This window comes from Rhizobium sp. BIGb0125 (assembly GCF_024810055.1).
Classification (GTDB): Bacteria; Pseudomonadota; Alphaproteobacteria; order Rhizobiales; family Rhizobiaceae; genus Agrobacterium.
The window spans coordinates 592,011-612,790 of sequence record NZ_JANUDV010000004.1; the positions used below are offsets into that span (position 1 = coordinate 592,011).

At 54.5% G+C, this 20,780-nt stretch carries 18 protein-coding genes; 11 read left to right on the plus strand and 7 right to left on the minus strand.

Annotation, left to right across the window (positions count from 1 at the left end):
- Positions 1-83 precede the first annotated feature (83 nt).
- Complete coding sequence (locus M2418_RS14350; protein WP_192488927.1) at positions 84-728, plus strand: DUF47 domain-containing protein; 645 nt, start codon at positions 84-86, stop codon at positions 726-728.
- Positions 728-1,732 carry an inorganic phosphate transporter gene (locus M2418_RS14355; protein WP_192488926.1) on the plus strand — a complete coding sequence of 335 codons (1,005 nt, stop codon included), beginning with the start codon at positions 728-730 and terminating at the stop codon, positions 1,730-1,732. The genes M2418_RS14350 and M2418_RS14355 overlap by 1 nt, the downstream gene beginning before the upstream one ends.
- Before the next feature lie 67 nt (positions 1,733-1,799).
- Here M2418_RS14355 and M2418_RS14360 read toward each other — a convergent pair whose 3' ends face one another.
- Together M2418_RS14360 and M2418_RS14365 are read right to left on the minus strand one after the other, a co-directional pair.
- Positions 1,800-2,681 (minus strand): DMT family transporter, encoded by an 882-nt coding sequence (locus M2418_RS14360; RefSeq protein ID WP_259147335.1) that lies wholly within the window; start codon positions 2,679-2,681, stop codon positions 1,800-1,802.
- A 232-nt stretch (positions 2,682-2,913) separates the two neighbouring features.
- Entirely contained in the window at positions 2,914-3,645 is a 732-nt protein-coding gene (locus tag M2418_RS14365; protein WP_259147337.1) for a prolyl oligopeptidase family serine peptidase, read from the minus strand.
- 431 nt (positions 3,646-4,076) lie between these two features.
- On the opposite strand from M2418_RS14365, the gene M2418_RS14370 reads away from it, so the two are divergent.
- Complete coding sequence (locus tag M2418_RS14370; RefSeq protein WP_259147339.1) at positions 4,077-4,304, plus strand: hypothetical protein; 228 nt, start codon at positions 4,077-4,079, stop codon at positions 4,302-4,304.
- A 92-nt stretch (positions 4,305-4,396) separates the two neighbouring features.
- On the opposite strand, the gene M2418_RS14375 is transcribed toward M2418_RS14370, so the two are convergent.
- Complete coding sequence (locus tag M2418_RS14375) at positions 4,397-5,443, minus strand: GlxA family transcriptional regulator (protein WP_259147340.1); 1,047 nt, start codon at positions 5,441-5,443, stop codon at positions 4,397-4,399.
- Positions 5,444-5,528: 85 nt separating this feature from the next.
- Between M2418_RS14375 and M2418_RS14380 the strand changes: the two genes are divergently transcribed.
- The 5 genes from M2418_RS14380 (at position 5,529) to purU (ending at position 11,645) form a co-directional block, all read left to right on the plus strand.
- Entirely contained in the window at positions 5,529-6,782 is a 1,254-nt protein-coding gene (locus M2418_RS14380; protein ID WP_259147342.1) for a sarcosine oxidase subunit beta family protein, read from the plus strand.
- A gap of 12 nt (positions 6,783-6,794) precedes the next feature.
- A complete protein-coding gene (locus M2418_RS14385; RefSeq protein WP_250985105.1) occupies positions 6,795-7,127 on the plus strand; it encodes a sarcosine oxidase subunit delta in 333 nt (110 codons plus the stop codon).
- The gene (locus M2418_RS14390; protein ID WP_259147345.1) at positions 7,124-10,114 is read left to right on the plus strand and encodes a sarcosine oxidase subunit alpha; all 2,991 of its coding nucleotides are present in this window, start codon (positions 7,124-7,126) and stop codon (positions 10,112-10,114) included. The genes M2418_RS14385 and M2418_RS14390 overlap by 4 nt, the downstream gene beginning before the upstream one ends.
- Before the next feature lie 13 nt (positions 10,115-10,127).
- Entirely contained in the window at positions 10,128-10,682 is a 555-nt protein-coding gene (gene soxG, locus M2418_RS14395) for a sarcosine oxidase subunit gamma family protein (protein WP_259147346.1), read from the plus strand.
- Positions 10,683-10,763: 81 nt separating this feature from the next.
- Positions 10,764-11,645 (plus strand): formyltetrahydrofolate deformylase, encoded by an 882-nt coding sequence (gene purU / locus M2418_RS14400; RefSeq protein WP_259147347.1) that lies wholly within the window; start codon positions 10,764-10,766, stop codon positions 11,643-11,645.
- A 37-nt stretch (positions 11,646-11,682) separates the two neighbouring features.
- On the opposite strand, the gene M2418_RS14405 is transcribed toward purU, so the two are convergent.
- The 4 genes from M2418_RS14405 to M2418_RS14420 all read right to left on the minus strand — a co-directional run bounded on the left by M2418_RS14405 (position 11,683) and on the right by M2418_RS14420 (position 16,647).
- Complete coding sequence (locus M2418_RS14405; protein WP_259147348.1) at positions 11,683-12,315, minus strand: hypothetical protein; 633 nt, start codon at positions 12,313-12,315, stop codon at positions 11,683-11,685.
- 113 nt (positions 12,316-12,428) lie between these two features.
- Positions 12,429-14,006 (minus strand): TerC family protein, encoded by a 1,578-nt coding sequence (locus tag M2418_RS14410; protein ID WP_259147349.1) that lies wholly within the window; start codon positions 14,004-14,006, stop codon positions 12,429-12,431.
- Positions 14,003-14,200: a hypothetical protein gene (locus M2418_RS14415; protein ID WP_250985111.1), complete on the minus strand. Its 198-nt coding sequence runs from the start codon at positions 14,198-14,200 to the stop codon at positions 14,003-14,005. Before M2418_RS14415 ends, M2418_RS14410 begins: the two co-directional genes overlap by 4 nt.
- A gap of 275 nt (positions 14,201-14,475) precedes the next feature.
- Positions 14,476-16,647: a right-handed parallel beta-helix repeat-containing protein gene (locus M2418_RS14420; RefSeq protein WP_259147352.1), complete on the minus strand. Its 2,172-nt coding sequence runs from the start codon at positions 16,645-16,647 to the stop codon at positions 14,476-14,478.
- 295 nt (positions 16,648-16,942) lie between these two features.
- On the opposite strand from M2418_RS14420, the gene M2418_RS14425 reads away from it, so the two are divergent.
- From M2418_RS14425 to M2418_RS14435, 3 genes are all read left to right on the plus strand, one after another.
- Entirely contained in the window at positions 16,943-17,974 is a 1,032-nt protein-coding gene (locus M2418_RS14425) for a D-alanyl-D-alanine carboxypeptidase family protein (protein ID WP_259147353.1), read from the plus strand.
- A 241-nt stretch (positions 17,975-18,215) separates the two neighbouring features.
- The gene (locus M2418_RS14430; RefSeq protein WP_259147355.1) at positions 18,216-19,655 is read left to right on the plus strand and encodes a TolC family outer membrane protein; all 1,440 of its coding nucleotides are present in this window, start codon (positions 18,216-18,218) and stop codon (positions 19,653-19,655) included.
- Between the two features lie 574 nt (positions 19,656-20,229).
- On the plus strand, positions 20,230-20,780 hold a 551-nt coding region (locus tag M2418_RS14435; RefSeq protein ID WP_259147357.1), incomplete at its 3' end, for a BapA/Bap/LapF family prefix-like domain-containing protein.

A 20,780-nucleotide genomic window follows, 5' to 3' on the forward strand; every position in this document is an offset into this window, starting at 1 on the left:
CCAAGCTTCAATCGTCCAGTTGCATTTATGACAGTTTTATGACAGCGCAACAGCGATCAGCCTGAAGGCAAGGAATAGAAGTCATGATGAGTATCTTCCGGAAAATGATGCCGCGCGAAGACAAGTTCTTCGATATGTTCAATGAACATGCGCGAACGGTCGTGGAGGCTGCAGAAGCCTTGCGGAATCTTCTGAATGGCATAGACCTTGAAGCCAATTGCGAACGTATCGTTGAGCTTGAAGATCGCGCCGACAATATCACCCGTGACGTTCTCCTTGCGGTTCGTCGCAGCTTCATCACACCCTTTGACCGTGGTGACATTAAGGATCTCATCCAGTCGATGGATGACGCGATCGACATGATGCACAAAACGGTAAAGACCATCCGCCTGTTTGAGCAGAGAAGCTTCGATCCGCTGATGCGCCAGATGGGTGAAGAGATTGTGCGGGCTGCACATCTTGTCGCAGCGGCCATTCCACTTCTCGACAAGGTTGGCGCCAATGCCCAGCGACTCAGCGCAATTGCCGAGGACGTTACGCGTGTCGAAGGTCGTTCGGATGACCTGCACGATCAGGGTCTAAAAGACCTGTTCTTGCGCCACGGCGCGACTGGCAACGCGATGGCCTACATGATTGGCAGCGAGATCTATGGCGAACTGGAAAAGGTTGTCGACAGGTTCGAAGATGTCGCTAATGAAGTCAGCGGCATTGTGATTGAGAACGTCTGATGGACGCGACACTCGCTTTTCCGCTTTTGGCGGCCCTGATCGGCATCGCGCTGTTTTTCGACTTTCTCAACGGGCTGCATGACGCGGCCAATTCGATCGCAACGATCGTCTCGACGCGCGTTTTGCGCCCGCAATATGCGGTAGCCTGGGCTGCATTTTTCAACTTCATTGCCTTTCTGTTCTTTGGCCTGCATGTGGCTGAAACACTTGGAACCGGTATCATCGACCCCGGTATCGTGTCGCCTGCGGTGATCTTCGCCGCATTGATCGGGGCGATCGTCTGGAACATCATTACCTGGATTTTCGGCATTCCATCCAGCTCGTCGCACGCTCTGGTCGGTGGCTTGATCGGTGCTGGCATTGCCAAGGTCGGCGTTTCCTCAATCGTCTGGAGCGGCTTCCTGAAAACCGCTGGCGCGATTTTTATGTCGCCGGCAATCGGCTTCTTTCTGGCCCTGGTTCTGGTGCTGGCGGTGTCCTGGATCTTCGTGCGCCAGACGCCGTTTGCGGTTGATCGTACCTTCCGTATCATGCAGTTCATTTCGGCATCGCTTTATTCACTCGGTCACGGCGGTAACGATGCTCAAAAGACCATGGGTATCATCGCGGTCCTTTTGTTCAGCCAAGGCTATCTCGGCTCTGAGTTTTACGTTCCTTTTTGGGTCGTGATTACCTGCCAATCGGCGATGGCGCTCGGCACATTGTTTGGTGGCTGGCGCATCGTTCACACGATGGGATCGAAGATCACTCGTCTTAACCCAATGCAGGGATTCTGCGCGGAAACCGGAGGCGCATTGACGCTGTTTGCCGCGACGTGGCTCGGCATTCCAGTTTCGACCACCCACACGATCACTGGCGCTATCATCGGTGTTGGTGCAGCCCGTCGTATGTCGGCGGTGCGCTGGGGATTGGCGGGCAATATCGTCATTGCCTGGATTGTTACCATGCCAGCAGCGGCGCTGATTTCCTACGCGACCTTCAAGCTGGTTTCGCTGTTTGGATAAAATAATGGCTCCGGCTTGATTGTTAGCCGGAGTTTCCTCTTGTCAGCGGCTCATCTGACGTGATGGTTCAGATGATCTTCGTGATGACCTTGGAGCGGCGATATTCTCGCCAGACCGTGAACAGGCCGGCTCCCACCACAATCAATGCGCCAAACACCATGTTCAATGTGATGGTTTCACCGAAGAACAGGGTTGCAACTGCGACGCTGAGCACCAGCTGGAAATAAGTCAGCGGCTGCACCTCGACCGCTGTCAGCAGTGAATACGCCTTGATCAGAAAATAGTGGCTTATCGCACCGCAGATGCAGAGAGCTGCCATCGGCAGCCAGTCGCTTGGGGCAATGGGTGTCCAGTAGAAGGGACCAATGATGGAGGCCGCGATCGCGCCCACAATGCCCGCATAAAAAACGCTCGTGGTGGCGCTGTCGTGATGCCCGACGGCACGGGTTGCGACGTTGTAGAGTGCGTACATCAGGCTGGCGCCGAGCGGAATGAGCAGTCGAACGTCAAAATCGACATTCACAGGGTTGAGGATAACGAGAACTCCGATCAGACCGACAAGAACGGCCAAACCTCTTTTCCAGCCAACCTGCTCACCAAGCAGCGGAATGGACAGAACCGTGACGATGAGGGGAGTGGACTGCATGATTGCCTGGCTCATGGCGAGGCCTGCAGTCGTAAAGGCAATAACAACAACAACCACTTCGCTAACCAGCAGCAAACCACGGATGATCTGCAGAAACGGCCGTTTGGTGGTGAGCGATGCCCGCAGGCCACCAGGTGCAGCGGCCGCCAGAATTGTCACAAAAACGGCGAATGCCCAGAACCGGATCATGGTCACCATGATTGGCGGGTATTTTTCTCCAAGCAGCTTCGAAAAAGCATCCTGACCGGCGAATATCGTGACGGCGAGCAATACGTAGACGTAGCCCGATGCTTTACTGTTCATTTCTGCTGCCTTGAGCCTGTTCTCGTGGTGGAAAGCATATCTTCTATACCCGAAAACAAGACATTGCTTGAAAATTATGATGGCAAATGTTGGTACCCTGCAAGAAGAGGAGTTTTGGTTTTGCCTGATACTATACCGTTGGTACGCAGGCTGATTTTGTGCAGATTTCAGTCGTCAATTCAGACACAGAAACGCCCGGACAACCAGCGGCTGATCCGGGCGCTTAAAGTGGTTATTTTGGGGTGGTTTGCAGCCGTTGTTTCAAAAGCCAGTCCCATAGTTCGGGGTCGTTCAAGGCAGCCAGTTCAACGCCTGAGTGATCGACACCTTCAAACACCGTCAGTTTGGCGTCCCGTTTCAAAGTCTTGAGACGTTCATACAGGATGACGGAATCCGACAAAGGGATCACGTCGTCATTGGCGCCATGAAAGACCCAGAATGTCGCTTTTTCGTTGGTTCTGTTGAGGTAGTGGCGATTGCCGCCGCCCGCTATCGGCGCAAACGCAGCAAAGGTTTCAGGATATTGCTCAGCCAAGGCCCAGGCTCCAAAGCCGCCACGGCTATACCCTACAACATAGATACGGGATGGATCGACACGGTGTTTTGCAATAACTTCATCAAGCGCTGATTTTACTTTCTCGATAGGGTAAAGCAGCTCCTCACTCGGGTTTTGAGGTGAAAAAACCAGAAACGGAAACTGCTTGCCATCTGCGATCAGCTTCGGAAGCCCGCTCGATTTGACTTTTTCAATATCGCTGCCGCCTTGGTCGCCACCGTGAAGCCAGACAACGAGAGGATATGTTTCGCTTGAGGTTTCATAACCCTCCGGCGTGTAAATCAGATAATTGAGGTCATTCTTGACAGTTGCCGTTGATATCATGGCAACCTGATCGGCCAGTGCTGCTCCGAACGTGCTTGCTGTCAGTGCTGCGCACAAAACAGCAGACAAAAATCCCTTTTTCATCCGTGTATCTCCTCTTTAACGGTTTCGGGGTTCGTCATGGTCATGCCCCACGTCTGACAAAGCAAGTTTCATGGCCAATGAAGGGTGATGACAGTTTGAGGCACCAACGTCTCAAAGCGTAGCGAAGTTGCAGATAAGGGCGCGAAACACATATTATCGTTGTTGCCCACTCTTCACTATTTTGCGTCCAAGGCGCCAATTTGGGAACTGGATAAGGCTTCAGCCGTTTTCTTTTACACATCGCGCGGCACGCTCACGACATGGACTTCCCCGGCGTTTTGACCGGATAGCAATTGTCAGGCGTGCCGCAACGATCCCCGACATTATTGATAATTTGGCTGGGGGGTTGAGCAAATACATTTGCCATCGGCTGTCTTGAATTATCAAACCTGACTCCTACATCGCTTTCCGTTGTGGAGGTCACATTTGTAATGCCATCGTTTTTTGAAACCACTTTTGGACCTATTGAACTAAAAATTATTGATACTGCTTTGCATGAGTGGCGCAGCCATCACGCGCTGAAAAAAGATGATCCGGATGTCAGCATTGCAGCTGAGATTTGCATCAATCTTTTCCGGGAAGGCCACAGAAATGTGCCAGATCTGCAGGATGCCATGGCCCGCCATAAGGCTCTCAATGATATGACAGCCCGCCACTAAAGCATCTATTTCAGGCGGTTTTTCCGTCCTGAGTAAAACGTTGTGTCGCAAGTCAGAACATCGAAATTGTCTTATTGGGACATGTGTAAGTGTTAGGTTTGCGGCACCAAAACGCCGACAGCAAACTCCCCGGTTGGAGTGCCCTGTCTCAGATGGCTTTTTCTAAATTCGCTTGGGCTCATTCCACGTTCGGCCCGCAAAAGCCTAGTCAGGTGTGGAGCATCGCAAAAACCACTCGCCAGCGCAATTTGCGTGACGGTTTCTTCTGTGGTGCGAAGCAACGAGAGCGCTCTCTCAAGGCGAATTTCCAGATAAATCTTTGATGGCGTCGTGCCTAGATCACTCAAAAACCGCCGTTCCAGACTGCGCCGTCCAACGCCCAGATCCTCCGCGATCTCCGCGACTGTCTTTGGGGTTTCGATATTCTGCTGCATGCGAAGGATGGACTTTTTGACGAGCGGATCATTGGCCCGTCTTGAGCTTTGTTGCCCAGGTTGAGGTTTTTCACCGCTTAGCGCGTTGTCGATCATCATGATGTTGAGGCTTTTGATCGCCGCCGACTGACCGATATGCCGCTCGACCAAAAAGGCTGCCAGATGCGCAGCACTGTGACCGCCGGAACAAGTCAGGCGGTTGCGATCCACCACAAAGATCTGATCTGCAACCAGTTGTTCGGTATCGAAGCGGTCCAGAAAATCTTGATGGTGAAACCAGCTTACACAGCAGCGATAACCATCCAGTAGACCTGCCTCATGCAAGATAAAGACACCAGTACACAAACCAACAACAGGGAGGCCGGTTGTTGCTCGCGACTGGAGAAAACGCAGCGTTTCCGGATCCAACGCACTTTGGTCACCAATCAACCCGCCCACGACGACGATATAATCATAGTCTTTCGCCTGGGTGAGACGGGTATCGGGCTGTACCTTTACGCCGCAACTTGACCGCACGCTGTCCATGCTCGCCGACAGCACCGACCATTCGCACAATATAGGCCGGGAACGGTCTGCCTCATCGGCCGCCAAACGCAACACATCCACGAAATTTGCAAATGCTGACAGCGTAAATCGGTCGGCAAGCAGGAAGGCGACGCTGAGACATTTCTTGGGGTGTTGTAGAGACATGGCGCAAATATTCATTCAAAGGGACGCAATTGTCCAGCTTGGTCCAAATAAATCTCCGTAGATTTTCCATCACGAGATGTTCCAACCAGCAGGCCCGCTCATGACGCGCTTTAATGCCTTTAACCTATTGCGGAACGCCCTTACCGGCCACAAGAACTGGGACGAGCAATGGCCCGACAGTGCGCCAAAGGCCGAATATGACGTGATCATCGTCGGCGCTGGCGGTCATGGTCTGGGGGCCGCCTACTATCTGGCAAGTCAGCACGGCATTACCAATGTCGCTGTCATCGACAAGGGTTGGCTTGGCGGTGGAAATACCGGCCGCAACACCACGATCATCCGTTCAAATTACCTCTATGATGAAAGTGCGCGGCTTTACGACCACGCCGTCGACCTGTGGGAAAATCTCAGTCAGGAACTGAACTACAACGTCATGTATTCGCGGCGCGGTGTTCTGATGCTGGCCCATACGGTGCATGACGTGCAGAGCTTCAAGCGTCACATTCATTCCAACCGTCTCAACGGCGTCGATAACCGCTGGCTGAGCGCCGAGGAATGCAAGGAATATTGCCCTCCGCTGAGCATTTCGCCCAATGCTCGTTATCCTGTCGTAGGCGGCGCGTTGCAGGAGCGTGCAGGTACGGCACGTCATGATGCGGTCGCCTGGGGTTATGCACGCGGTGCAGCAGCACGTGGTGTCGACATCATCCAGAATTGCCCGGTTACGGCCATTCGCCGCAATGCTGATGGTTCCGTTGCCGGTGTAGAAACCGCAAAAGGTTTCATCAAGGCCAAGAAGGTCGCCGTTTCCGCCGCAGGCCATACATCGGTTGTCATGGAAACCGCAGGCGTTCGCCTGCCACTGGAAAGTTATCCGTTGCAGGCACTGGTCTCTGAGCCGATCAAGCCGATTTTCCCTTGCGTCGTGATGTCGAACGCCGTTCACGCCTATATCAGCCAGTCCGATAAGGGTGAACTGGTGATCGGTTCGGGTACCGACCAGTATACATCCTACTCGCAGCGGGGCGGTTTGCCGCTGATCGAACACACGATTGCAGCGATTACGGAAATCTTCCCGATTTTCAACCGCATGCGGATGTTGCGTAAATGGGGCGGCATTGTCGATGTGACACCGGACCGCTCGGCCATTCTTGGCAAAACGCCGGTTGACGGTCTTTACGTCAATTGCGGCTGGGGAACCGGCGGGTTCAAGGCAACCCCGGGTGCTGCCCATACCTTTGCATGGACCATTGCGAAAAACGAACCGCATCCGATCAACGCACCTTTCACGCTGGAGCGTTTCCGCTCGGGTCGCCTGATCGACGAGGCCGCTGCCGCGGCTGTGGCTCACTGAGGAGCTTAAGATATGTTGCTGATCAATTGCCCCTATTGCCAGGAAACACTGCCGGAAGCTGAATTCACCTATGCCGGTCAGGCCCATGTCATTCGCCCAGCTAATCCCTCGTCACAGACGGACGAGCAGTGGGAAGAGTTTCTGTTCATCCGTGAAAACACCAAAGGCCCGCATTTTGAAAGATGGCGGCATCTGCATGGCTGTGGCCGCTTCTTCAATGCTGTGCGCGACACGGTCAGCGACCGCTTCCTGACCACCTACCGAGCAGGTGAGCCACGCCCTGATCTTGCTTCTTTGCCGGGTGTTCCTGTCGGCTCGCCAGTCCGCTCCGAGGTGTCGAAATGAACTCATACCGCGTTTCCGGTCGTGGCCGGGTCGATACAAGCAACCCTGTAAGCTTTACCTTTGACGGCAAGACCTATCGCGGCGCCAAGGGTGACACGGTTGCGTCAGCACTGCTTGCCAATGGCGTGCACCTGATGGGCCGCTCCTTCAAATATCACCGACCACGTGGTCCGGTCGCTGCCGGATCGGAAGAGCCGAACGCGCTGATCGGTACACGACGGGGTGCAGGACGGTTCGAGCCAAATACCCGCGCCACCGTGCAGGAAATCTGGAACGGTCTGGAGACCACATCCCAAAACAAATATCCAAGCCTGAAGTTTGACGTCGGCGCCATCAACGACATGGCCTATATGCTGTTTTCGGCCGGCTTCTACTACAAGACCTTCATGTGGCCGAAGAGCTTCTGGAACAAGGTCTATGAACCTTTCATCCGGGCCGCGGCCGGACTTGGTGTTTCCCCAACCGAAGAAGACCCGGACCATTATGCCTCGCGCAACCTTCACTGCGATGTGCTGATCGTCGGTGCCGGTCCAGCCGGTCTGGCTGCTGCGCGCGCTGCCGCCGTTGATGGTCTGAAAGTCGTTGTCGTCGATGAAAATGCCGAGGCTGGCGGTACCTTGCTGTCTGAGCCGCAGGCACAAATCAATGGTCAACCTGCGTGGGATTGGTTAGCCAATGAGCTGAAGGCATTGAAGGATTTGGGCGTCAGGGTCATGACCCGGACAACAGCCATTGCCTATTATCACCAGAACATGATCGGTCTATGCGAAAAGCTAACCGACCACCTTCAAACCCTGCCGCAGGATGTGCCGCGTGAACGCCTGTGGCGGGTACGGGCGCGCCAGGTGGTGCTGGCGCAGGGTGCGCTGGAAAAGCCATTGGTGTTTCATGGCAATGATCGTCCGGGGGTAATGCTGGCTGGTTCTGCCCAGACCTATCTCAACCGTTACGGCGTTAAGGTCGGCAACAGGCCAGTGGTGGTCACCAGCCATGACAGTGCGTGGTATGCCGCTTTTGATCTTCATGGTGCTGGTGCTCGCGTTCAGGCAATCATCGATACACGGCCTGATGTACGGCCAGAACTGGTGAATGAAGCCCGGGCACTCGGCATCCCGGTTCGATTGTCTCATACGGTGACGGCGACGTCGGGACGGCTGCGTGTCAGTTCAGTTCGCGCGAACCCGGTCAATGGTTCTACAGTGGGCGCCGGCCAGTCTATCGCCTGCGATGCGGTGCTGATGTCGGGCGGATGGACCCCTTCCTTGCATCTCTTTTCCCACACTCAAGGCAAGATAGCCTGGGATGATGAACGCACCACTTTCCTGCCAGTTGTAACCAACGAAGATTGCTTGATTGCCGGTGCAGGGCGGGGACTTTGGGGCATTGAAGCTGCGCTGAAGGACGGTGCGGAACGAGGCTGTGAAGTTGCAGAAGCGCTTGGCAAGACAAGTGGTACCTCCGGCTATCTGGTGGATCATGACCGGGTAGGCACAGGCGTCTCGCATACAGAACTGCCAAGCGACCGTCATCCCGGCAAGGCAAAAGCCTTTGTCGACTACCAGAACGACGTGACTGCCAAGGACTTGCGACTGGCGGTTCGTGAAGGCATGCGCTCGATCGAACATGTCAAACGTTACACCACCAATGGCATGGCGACCGATCAGGGCAAGATGTCCAACATCAACGGCCTGAATATTGCGGCCGAAGCGCTGGGCAAACGCCAGCCGGAAGTCGGTCTGACCACATTCCGTCCGCCTTACACGCCGACGACCTTTGGCGCCTTTGCAGGGTATCACCGTGGCGGACATTTTGAGGTAACACGCAAGACACAGATTGATGGCTGGGCCGAAGAGCACGGCGCCGCCTATGAGCCTGTCGGCCAATGGCGCCGCGCCTGGTATTTCCCGAAGCCCGGCGAAGATATGGATGCTGCGGTTGGCCGCGAATGCCGTGCGGTGCGCGACAGCATCGGTATTTTCGATGCCTCGACACTTGGTAAGATCGAAGTCGTCGGCCCCGATGCCGTTGAATTCATGAACCGGATGTATACCAATCCGTGGACCAAACTGGCACCAGGTCGTTGCCGTTACGGTCTGCTGCTCGGCGATGATGGATTTATCCGCGACGACGGTGTTATCGGCCGCATGACGGAGGATCGTTTCCACGTGACCACCACCACCGGCGGTGCGGCGCGGGTTCTGAACATGATGGAGGATTACCTCCAGACCGAATGGCCTGACCTTAATGTCTGGCTGACCTCCACTACCGAACAGTGGTCGACAATCGCCCTGAACGGTCCGAATGCGGCAAAGCTGCTTGCACCGCTGGTCGAGGGTGTCGAACTGACGGAAGAGGCTTTCCCGCACATGTCCTGTGTGGAGTGCACGGTGGCCGGAATGCCGGCGCGACTGTTCCGGGTCAGCTTTACTGGTGAGATCGGTTTTGAGGTCAATGTTCCGGCGCCGCTTGGTCGCAAGCTGTGGGACATCCTCTGGGAGGCCGGCCAGCAATATGGGATTACCGCCTACGGCACGGAAACCATGCACGTGCTGCGCGCCGAGAAGGGTTACATCATTGTTGGTCAGGACACCGACGGCACGGTCACGCCTTATGACGCCGCGATGGGCTGGGCAGTTGGCAAGAACAAACCTGACTTCGTTGGCAAACGTGGCCTTGCACGCCCTGATCTCACTGCCAAGGGGCGCAAACACCTTGTCGGCCTTCTGACCGAAGACCGCTCGAAGTTGGAAGAGGGTGCCCAGATCGTCTTTGATCCAAACCAGCCGATCCCGATGAAAATGGTGGGTCACGTGACCTCCGCTTACCACTCGGACGCGGTTGGCCAGCCAATTGCACTGGCTCTGGTGGAGGGTGGTCATGAGAGGGCCGGTGAGACGGTCTACATCCCGATGCCGGACCGCACCATTGCCGCAAAAATTACCGGCATGGTGTTTGTCGATCCCGAAAACTCCCGCCTGAAGATCTGATCTGGAGATGACCATGAATATGCGCGTTTCTTTTCCCACCTCAGGTACGCTGGCCGAAAGCAATGCTGCGCGGGTCGGCCTTTCCTCGGCCAATGGGCGCTTGTCGCTGCGGGCGCGTGGTGACCTGTCACCGCTGAACAATACTCTTGGTCTTGTTTTGCCAAACAGGATCGGTGCGCGTGTTTCCTCAGGCGCAGTCGAGGTGGTTCACCTCGGTCCGGATGAGTGGACGATCCATTGCCCGGTGGATGACGTTGCGGGTCTGGTTGCTGCCTGTGCAAACATCTATGCGGCTCATCCGCATAGTCTTGTCGATATCTCCGGCCGCGAAGTGACAGTGGTGATCGAGGGGCCACAGGCCGCCGAACTGCTGACGCTTGGCTGCGCCCGCGACATCGATACCATTCCTGTTGGTGAGGCGCGTCGTACAAATTTCGACGGTGTAACCGTGGTGCTGCGGCGTGATGCGGCAGATCGGTTCCGCATGGATATCTGGAACAGTTTTGCGCCGCATCTTGGCCATCTGCTCGAAACCGGCTGCAAGGAACTTGCTGCAGAAATCGTCTAAAATATCGTGCAGCAGCGAAATAGAACACTGTGAAAGCGGATTTTACCCCGGTGATAGGGTTGAGCAGGAGAGCAGGGTAGAATGGCATACATCATGAAAGTCTCGTGCCCCGCACGAAGCGGTATCGTTGCCGCCGTGTCCGGTTATCTGGCCGACTGCGGATGCAACATCAACGACAGTTCACAATTCACCGATCAGGAAAATGACCGCTTTTTCATGCGGTTAAGTTTTGTTTCGGAGAAGGGCACGGACCGGGACGCCCTGGCTGAGGGCTTTGCATCCATCGCAAAAGATTTTGACATGGGATACGAGTTCCACGACCAGTCCCGCAAAGCCAAGGTGGTGATCATGGTGTCGCGCTTTGGCCATTGCCTGAATGATCTTCTGTACCGTTCTCGCATAGGTGCGCTGCCGGTGGAGATCGTTGCGGTGATTTCCAATCATCTCGACTATCAAAAGCAGGTGGTAAATGATGACATTCCTTTTTACCACATTCGCGTCACGCCGGAGACCAAGCCCGAGGCCGAAGCGGCGATCCTGCAGGTTGTCCATGATACCAATGCGGAACTTGTTGTGCTGGCTCGCTACATGCAGGTTCTGTCGGACCAACTGTGCCAGGAAATGTCTGGCCGGATCATCAATATTCACCACTCTTTCCTGCCATCCTTCAAAGGGGCCAACCCTTACAAACAGGCCTATGAGCGAGGTGTGCGGCTGATTGGTGCGACGGCGCATTACGTCACCGCAGATCTCGATGAAGGGCCGATCATTGAGCAGGACACCACGCGCGTAACCCATGCACAAAGTGCGATGGACTATGTCAGTCTTGGCCGTGACGTGGAGAGCCAAGTGCTGGCCCGCGCCATACATGCCCATATTCATCACCGGGTCTTCCTGAATGGAAACAAGACCGTGGTATTTCCAGCATCGCCGGGCGAATATGTTTCTGAACGTATGGGATAGTGCTAGCAAGGTATCTCATTACGTGCCGCTCAAAAATCTAGCGTAAAAATCCGTCGCGGTCGAAATCTTCCCATCCTGACAGATTGGTCTCATCGGATTTGGGTTTTGCTTTTGTTTTGTCCTTGCTGGCCTTTTTCAACGAGCGTGTGAGTTTGGCCTGATAGGCTGCTCGCCGTCTGTTTTCCAGCTTGGCGGCGGCATCTTCTTCACGCCATTCATCGACCGTTCCACGGTCCAGCAGATCTTCGACAACCTTCGGCTCGAAGACATGGAAGGTGATCTTTTTCGCACGTCCTCGCAGTTTCACCGTGCGCGTTCCGGCACTGGGCAATCGGCCATCATTCAGCCACCTATGGCGTTCCGTTGTCGAGATGGTCAGGATGTCTTCGATTTCCCGGGGTATTACCGGCAGGCTGGCAATATTGGCGAGCACTTCGGAAACCGTTGCTGATGCGGCACGAAAAGTTGTTCTCGACGTTTCCGGTAGTGCCAGCGTGAGTATGCCGACCTCAAGGTCGATCGACTTGCGAATGGTCATCGGAAGCCGTGCCTGAACTTCCTGCAGAATGCCTTTGGCGCGTACAGCCGATCCGAGCGTTGCCGAGGTTGGCAACTCCCACGTTTTGACCAGCTCAGGGCCATCATTTTCTGTCGGCTTTTTCTTCGGCATGTCAGTTAAAGATGGAGGTCGGACCCTGCAAAGTCAACGCCTACAGGTCGTTGGCGCCCCGGCAGTCTCGCGGTACGACTGCCGGGGCATGTATTGTAAGTGACGGACCGAAGTCACGCCTCGAGAGAGGTTATTTCCAACTCTGTGACGTGTTTTTTAATTCTCACCTTGTTGATGTTGCGGCCATCAAGCGCCACCACTTCGAAGACTAGACCGTTAAATACGACCGTTTCACCCTGACGCGGAAGGTGGCCAAGACGCCACAGGATGAGGCCCGCCAACGTGGAGTAACGGTTGGCATCATCCACCAGATCGGCATCAACGATCTTTGACACGTGACGGATGTCGGTACGACCATCGACCAGCAGGGCATCATCTGCCTCGCGCTCGAGAGTGAACGGCTCGTCATCATCCAGGAACTCGCCGGCAATGGCTTCCAGCAAGTCGGTTGGTGTGACCATACCTTCCATCGAACCATATTCATCGAGGACAATAGCAACCTGAAGAGGCGACTGGCGAAGCTGCTCCAGAAGGCGCAGGGCGCTGACGCTTTCATGCACGACAAGAGGCTGGCGCAGGGAGCGGTCGAAATCGATCTTACCGGTTTCCAGGAGGTCGCGGAGCAAGTCCTTCGCGAACGCGACGCCGACGAAGTCATCCAGGCTGCCACGACCGATCGGGAAACGGGAATGGCCCGTCTCGATGATCTGCTTTCTCAGCTCGTCTTCGCTGTCGTCAATATCAAGCCACTCGACATCACGGCGTGGGGTCATGATGGATTTTGCCGGACGGTCGGCGAGCGCCAGCACACTTTCGATCATGTCATGCTCGACCGGGGTGAAGAGTTCGTTCTCCGTTGCCCGGTCGGCAATCACGTCGCCTGCTTCGCCAAGCGACGTCTCGCTCTTGCGGCTGCCAAGTAGCGACAGAACCGCATTGGCGGTACGCTCTCTCAGGTCACCCGTGCTCATGAACCGTTCGCGATTGCGGCGACCGACCTGGTTGAACGCTTCGATCAGGATCGAGAAACCGATAGCGGCATAGAGGTAGCCCTTCGGAATATGGAAGCCGAGACCTTCAACGACCAGCGAGAAACCGATCATCATCAGGAAGCCAAGGCAAAGGATGACGACGGTTGGATGTTTGGACACAAATGCCATCAGTGGCTTGGATGCCATCATCATGACGGCCATTGCGACGATAACACCGATCATCATGACCGACAGTTCTTTCACCATGCCAACGGCGGTGATGACGCTGTCGAGCGAGAAGACTGCATCAAGCACAACGATCTGGACAAGAACCTGCCAGAAAATGGCGTGGTGGATCTTGCCTTCCTTGTGTTCGGTATGTCCTTCTAGCCGTTCGTGCAGTTCCATCGTTCCCTTGAACAACAGGAAGACGCCACCAACAATAAGGATCAGGTCACGACCGGATATCTCCATGCCTGCAACGGTAAACAATGGGGCGGTCAGGGTAACGATCCACGCGATCGAAGCGAGCAGGATGAGGCGCATGACCAGCGCCAGACTAAGGCCAATCAGGCGGGCCTTTTCGCGTTGGTGTTCCGGGAGCTTGTCCGCCAGAATGGCAATGAAGACAAGATTGTCGATACCGAGAACAATTTCGAGAACGATAAGGGTGGCAAGACCCGCCCAAGCGGCCGGGTCGGACATCCATTCGAAAATCATATATTGTAGAGACCGCCCGTCAGGGTGAGGCCAATCCTTCTGTTGTTGAAATTAGGAAACGCGTAAAGCCGCCCCGTTGCCGGCGCGGTTGATGTAAAAGCTTTGATTTCATGAAAAAGCGACGCCGCGTCGAAGCGGGTCGCGGTCATTCGGTATCCGTCAGTACTGTCGCCGTCTTCGGCTTCGTCTGGCATTTTCGGTTTCCTCTGGGGCAGAGAGGTATAACAAGACCACGCTCCAAAGCTAGAGCCAATTTGCAATTTTTGGCGTTCCCGCCGGGTACGCATAAAACTTGTGGCTGCGTTCTGGCCGGTGAGAGGGATGACAAGGCACCGATCTACGCCGGGGGAAAAGATGCTGATTGGCACCAAGGCCCGTTTTGATCAGAGCAAGGGAATTGATGTTGAAAACCGCTGGTTCGAGGACCGGATAGCCCGATCCTCGATGTTTTTCAGCCGATTGTGTTGGTTTAACCGCAACGTCCATTGAAATTCGTGCTGTCGATCGCCGTGCCGTTAAGCAGCAGCACGGAACCCGGATCCTGCGAAATCGAGCCGCTCAGGCCGCCCATCCACGACGCGTCGGATTTGCAATCGCGTGGCGTGTTGATAACGCGAATGTTACCTGTGAGGTTTTCACTTGGCCCCATGAAATAAAGCCCTGCCAGCGTCGTGTCATCGATGACGACATTGTCGAAACTGATGTCTTTGATGGGGCCGCCCAGGAAACCCCATTCATCGCCATACAGGAACATGCCATAAGTACCGGCATTCTTGATGGTCACATTGCTGAGGCTGATGTCGGTCACTGGATTGAAGAATATCCCGGCATTGTTGGTGTCTTCGATCGACAGTCCGTTCACACGCACATTGGTTGTCTTTGCTTCATCAGGCAACGTACTGGCGGAAATCAACATCAGACCGTTGACGCCTCCCTTCAGTGTCATGTCCGTTATCGTCACATTAGAAGTCCCCTGCAGAACAACCAGGTCCATGTCGCGGCCTTGCTGCGAGTTATCGATCGTAACCTCATTCATGCTGACTGTGTCTGCAGCAACGAGAAGAATACCTTCACGACGGGAGCGGGAAATCGTCACATTGTCGAGGCTGATGTTGCTGGCCAGATCCGTGACCACGGGTGGCCATCCACTGTCATCGATCGCACTGCCTGCAAAGATACCGTATGTTACGCTGTCGATTGTCGTGTCCTTGACCGTGAGGTTTCGGGTGCCGTGCGCGCTGACAGCTGCATAAGGCGCGACATTCGGATTTCCGACGGCAAATTCACACGCAGTATTGTTTTCGCAAATGAACAGATCGTGGATACGGCTATTCTGGATGGTTGCTCCATCCACCTGCGTCAATCGAATGCCGTCATGTGCGGTGTTGGTTACATCAACGCTGTCGATGAACAGGTTGGATGTACCGTTACTGCCGATACCCGCCAATCCGCCAGAGATCGAAAGCGACGATACAACACTGTTCGACGCCATGGTGATGACGTCTTGCGACGGGTCATAACCCGTCAATACGCCAGCAGCATTCTGGTTGACATAACTTCCCTTGGCGCCGCTTGAGGCACCGCGCAGTGCCAGATTGCCACCGCCGCCAAGCAGCGTCTGTCCGCTTGCCAGTGATAAGGATTGGTCGAGCCCGATGCTGCCATCGATTAGGATCACCGCGCCAGTGCCCGCCGATGCGATGCGCGCATTTATGGCCGATGTGTTGCCGCTTGCCGATGAAATAGAGACAACCTGTCCAGCCATCTGGCCATTCAGGTCGATAATAGCATCTTCGAGATCGCCTGTTGCCCCAACATGTGTGCGAATTGCAGAATTACGCTCGACGCGCTGCGTCCACGGATCAAAGGGCTCTGCGTTTTCTGTTTCTGTAACACCGAACGGTATTCTGAGACGTGCCATCAGGGCGCCGTCAAATCGGTCCTCATTATCATAGGTTCCTGTCAGCCCGATATGCGCAGTCGATCCTGCGGGTAACACCGGAAGATTTGCAAAGGCCAGCTCTGCTCGCAATTTTGCGCCGAACATGTCGTCCATGTTCTTGCCACCATACCAGTAGCTACCGGCAAACAGCTTGAGTTCTGCGTTGCCAGTGGACGATATTCCGGGAACCTTGATGCCGATTTCGGTATCGATGCCTGGTCTTGCTCTTTCCATGCCTTCGCGGAATTTCAAGGTTCCACCATCAATCACCCCGGCGCCTGCGCCATCGACGGACTTGCCCGCACCAATCGGCAGGTAGATGTTGGCCCTTGTTTCATAAATCTGGCCGATTGCCTCAACACCGAAGGACATCTGGTGGAAACTGTTGTCCAGTCCGCTGTTGAGATAATCGTAATAACCATAAAGGCCACTGACCCAGCTGCCAGCCGAAAATCGATAGCCGCCGCCGAATGAGCCTTTTTGCACATCACCTTCCTGGATGGCGGCTCCGATATCGAAAAACAGTGCAGTGCTGTTATCCAGCATGAACGGCAACATTAGCCCAAGGTTTGCCGTGGACTCCTGACTTTGCCAGCGTGCTTCAAATTCAGTGAAAGCCTTCAGTTGCTGGGCATTTGCAGGCACAGCAAAGACTGCCGCTGCCACCACTGGCGCGGTTAAAACTCCCAAAAATGTCATAAATTCCCCCATGCAAAAAGCCGGTAACGGCTTCAGGGGATTGCTCTATAATACATGATAATTTTAGTCAACAAAAGTAATTCGCGACATATGTACTGTTCACATATGCGGCTATTGAACAGAGCTTATTGCAAGACAGCATCGACAAACATGCCCGATCCGCCCTATACCCAAGGGACTGTTCACAAACCAAAGCATATGCCGCATGTCATTCTTAGAGCGCTCTCATTCTTCTTGTCCAAAACGCGGTTCAATCGCAAACCTGGGGACGACGCTAAAGCGTCTCACAGGAAAAATGCTGACAAGCGTGTTGCTCAGCGCTTCTTTCCTGGCGAGTTCAGCGGCAAATGCAACGCCTGTCCTTGTTGTTGATGTTGCAAGTCGTGGCGTGCTTTATCAGGAAGATGCAGGGGTGCCGTGGTATCCTGCTTCCACAACCAAGTTGATGACGGCCCTGCTGACTTTCGAGGCTCTTCGTGCAAATACAGTGACCCTGACGACGCCGGTCGTGATGACGCGCAATGCAACGAAGCAGGCGTTTCTGGAATCGGGGCTGACCTTTGGGCGTACTATGACGCTTGAAGATGCCCTTTACGCGACAATCACAGCGTCCGCCAACGATGTGGCCGTTGCCCTTGCGGAAACCGTGGCTGCCAGTGAGCCAGCATTCGTTGCGCACATGAATGAAAGGGCGGCTTCGCTTGGTATGACCGGCACGCATTTTGCTAGCCCAAACGGTCTGTTCAGCCGACAGAATTATTCCACAGCGCGTGATCTTGCGATCCTTGGAATGGAAATCGACCGGCTGTTTCCGCAGTATCGGCATTTCTTTGAAGCAACGGCGGTCACCATCGATGGTAAGGAAATTAAGTCCAATAATTTGTTGCTGACCCGCTTCAGCGGCACGGTTGGCATGAAGACCGGTTTCCTGTGTGCCTCTGGCAGAAACTACGTCGGGCTTACCGAGCGTAACGGCAAACAGGTGATGGTGGTTGTTCTCGGTGCAACCACTGAACGCGAACGCAATGAGCGTTCAGCTCAGTATCTAACGCAGGCCTTTGACGGACGTCTTACCGCAAATGCAGGCCGCGTGGATGATATCCGTAACCGACCTGATGTCGCGCCTGAGGATATGCGTGTTCGCCTTTGCACAAACCAGAGCGTTGCCTATGAGAACAGCCGTGAGGCTTTGTACCCGATGGGACTGCCGGGCCATGCCAGCTATCTAGAGAGTGAAATGCCAGGTCGTCCGCACGCTATCCGGACATGGGCGAGCGAAAATGTGCTGAATGTACCAGTGCCGACACCGCGTCCGGCCAATCTTTAATGATGACATGAAGCTCGGTCTGCCGCCGTGGCAGACCGATTGAAGCAGCTTAAGCCTGCTACGATAACTATTGGCTCTACCCTGCATTGCTGCGGTGCACGAATTTCAATTAACTTACCATTAACCATGCTCATTTAGCTTTGGCTTATAAAGCCGGGTTGTATCGGCGTATCACAGGCCATTTTTTTGTTCTGCGTACTGGCAAGTTGCTCATTCTTCTCGTTTGAAGGTGGAACGTTGTATGCAGTCTCACTGGCTTCCCGCGCTTCTTTGCACTATTGCCGTTTGTGTCTTGGCGACCGGTTGCGCAAACGGTTCCCGTATCCAGAAACAACAGGTCAACACGGCAAGTACGGGAGATGCCGGTGCTCAGGCGCGCACATCGCAGGGTGATGATCTGCCAGGCGTGACTGGGCCGATAACCGGCTCAATCAAGCCGGGCAATTTTGAAAAGGCCGAACACAAGGGGCCTTTGTCGCTTGAAACGGCGGTACGAAAAGCCGTTGATTGGCACCCCGCAGTCACGGAGACGGTGGGCCGCCTGCGCCAACAAACAGAGGCCGTTAACGAAGCGCGTTCAGGCTATCTGCCTAATGTCAGCTGGGGTGTGGATTCGGCCTACAATACCAATCGATCGGATCGCTACAGCCCGGACCTTAACCTCAATGTCTCGCAAATGCTGTATGACTTTGGCAAGGTCGACAACAAGGTGAAGATTGCCACGGCCGGTATTTCTGGCCGCAAGTCGCAGGTTTTGATGGCAGTGGATGACCTCGCGCGAGAGACGTCATATGCGGTGATTGAAATTCAGCGCAATCGTGCTCTGCGCGTTGTGGCGCGTGACCAGATCAAGGATACCAAAGCAATTCTGGAATTGGTCAGTTCCCGGACAGACAAGGGTGCAAGCACCCGTTCCGACCTGCTTCAGGCGGAGGCACGTGTCCAGGCTGCTGAAGCCACATTACTGGAGATCGAGGGAGAACTGGCCCGCTGGCAAGCGGTGCTTTCGAATCTGAGCGGTATTGCCGGACGGATTGATGTTTCTGACGCGATGCCAGTCTGGCTGGCGAAAGCCTGTGGCTCGACAAATCTGGACTGGTCGCAGGTACCGGCAGTCATGCAGGCAGATGCGGACCGCAAGGCTGCCGCAGCGCAGGTTGATCTTGCCAGGGCCGAAGGGCTTCCAACCCTGTCGCTTGATGCAGGCATCGGTGTCGATCCCACGGATATTGGTTCTCACAAACCGGACTATAGCGTTGGCTTGCGGGTAACCGGCAGCCTCTACAATGGCGGCGCAACAAGTGCCCGGCGTAACATGGCAACGCAGGCGCTTGGTGCATCGCAGGCGGCAGAAGCACGCGCGCGGGTCGATATCTTGCGGAACCTCACGGAGGCCAGCAGCCAGATATCGAGCAAGGAAAGCCTGTATCGCTCTCTTTCCGTCCGCCAAACCACCATGCGGCAGACCCGCGATCTCTACCAGACGCAATATATTGAACTAGGCACCAGAAGCCTGCTGGATTTGCTCAATGCTGATCAGGAGTTGCATGCGGCGAGGTTTGACATCAGCAATATTAAATATGATCTGCATCGGTTGAATATTGACTGTACGTTCAGTGCGGGACAAATACGCAAGGCTTTTGCGCTTGAAGGTCAAACCGTTCAAGGCGTGCCATTGTAGGTGGTTGCCAACACAACCATCTTGAGGCCGATAAATAATTGATTTTTGTCATTTTATTGAAAATATTCCAGTCTTTTCATGTTGTGTGAGTAGGTTCCTGAACCTTTGCCGGTTCTTCTAATTGAGATTTTACCGCCCGCTGACGTGGCACAAATCGGAACGGTACTGTCTACAAGCGGTACGAATGATCGCTAGAGAACAAAAATAAAGCAGATTTTTTACTTGAGACCACCTTCGTAACGGCACAGGTGGTTCTGAGCGCCGCACATTAATTCCCTGCTTTTTGTTCTGGGAAATTGCCGTTTGTTTTCGAAGAATTAACTAAAGTAGACTTTACTAATACTATTGCTGGTTGTTTTTCTTGCAACGCCCAGCTTCTATGCAATTATGAGAATGGGAGAGGCCCTTCAGAGGTAAATTTCCTTAAGGCCAAAAATCAGAGCTGATGGTTCAGCTCTACACCTCGCGGCGGTTCGCCGTTCGCAAAAATCCGGTTTCTTGAAAGTTGCTTGGTGTTCCGAGTGGCAGTGAATTTCTGTCACCGCTTGTTGCCGCGTTGCAGGAGAACAATTTCATGGTTGCGATAGTCACAGATAAGTCAGAGGGAAGTTCTCGATCGGTGTCACTCTATGACCTGAATGTAGATAGACCCAGTATCGTACAGATTAATGCGTCGCCCAATGACGTTGCCAATTTCGTTCGTGATGGCGACGATCTGCTGATGCGCATGCGATCAGGTGAGACGATCCGGATAGGCAACTTCTATCATGAGGTTGACGGCGAACACAGCCAGCTGGTGCTGGAAGACGAAAACGGAAATCTCTGGCTTGGCGAACATGGCGATGGCTTGGCGGATTTCCAGTTCTCGCAAATTGAAGGTGTAGACCAGCTGGTCGGTGCCACAACAGGCGATGGTTCTATTCTTGGTCTGGCGGCACTCGGCCTGCTGGCCGGCGGAGCGGCTCTCGCTCTTGGTGGCGGATCCTCTGGAGACGACAGTGACGCTGATGCCGATGCTGACGCTGATGCCGATGCCGATGCTGACGCTGATGCCGATGCCGATGCTGACGCTGATGCCGATGCCGATGCTGACGCTGATGCCGATGCCGATGCTGACGCTGATGC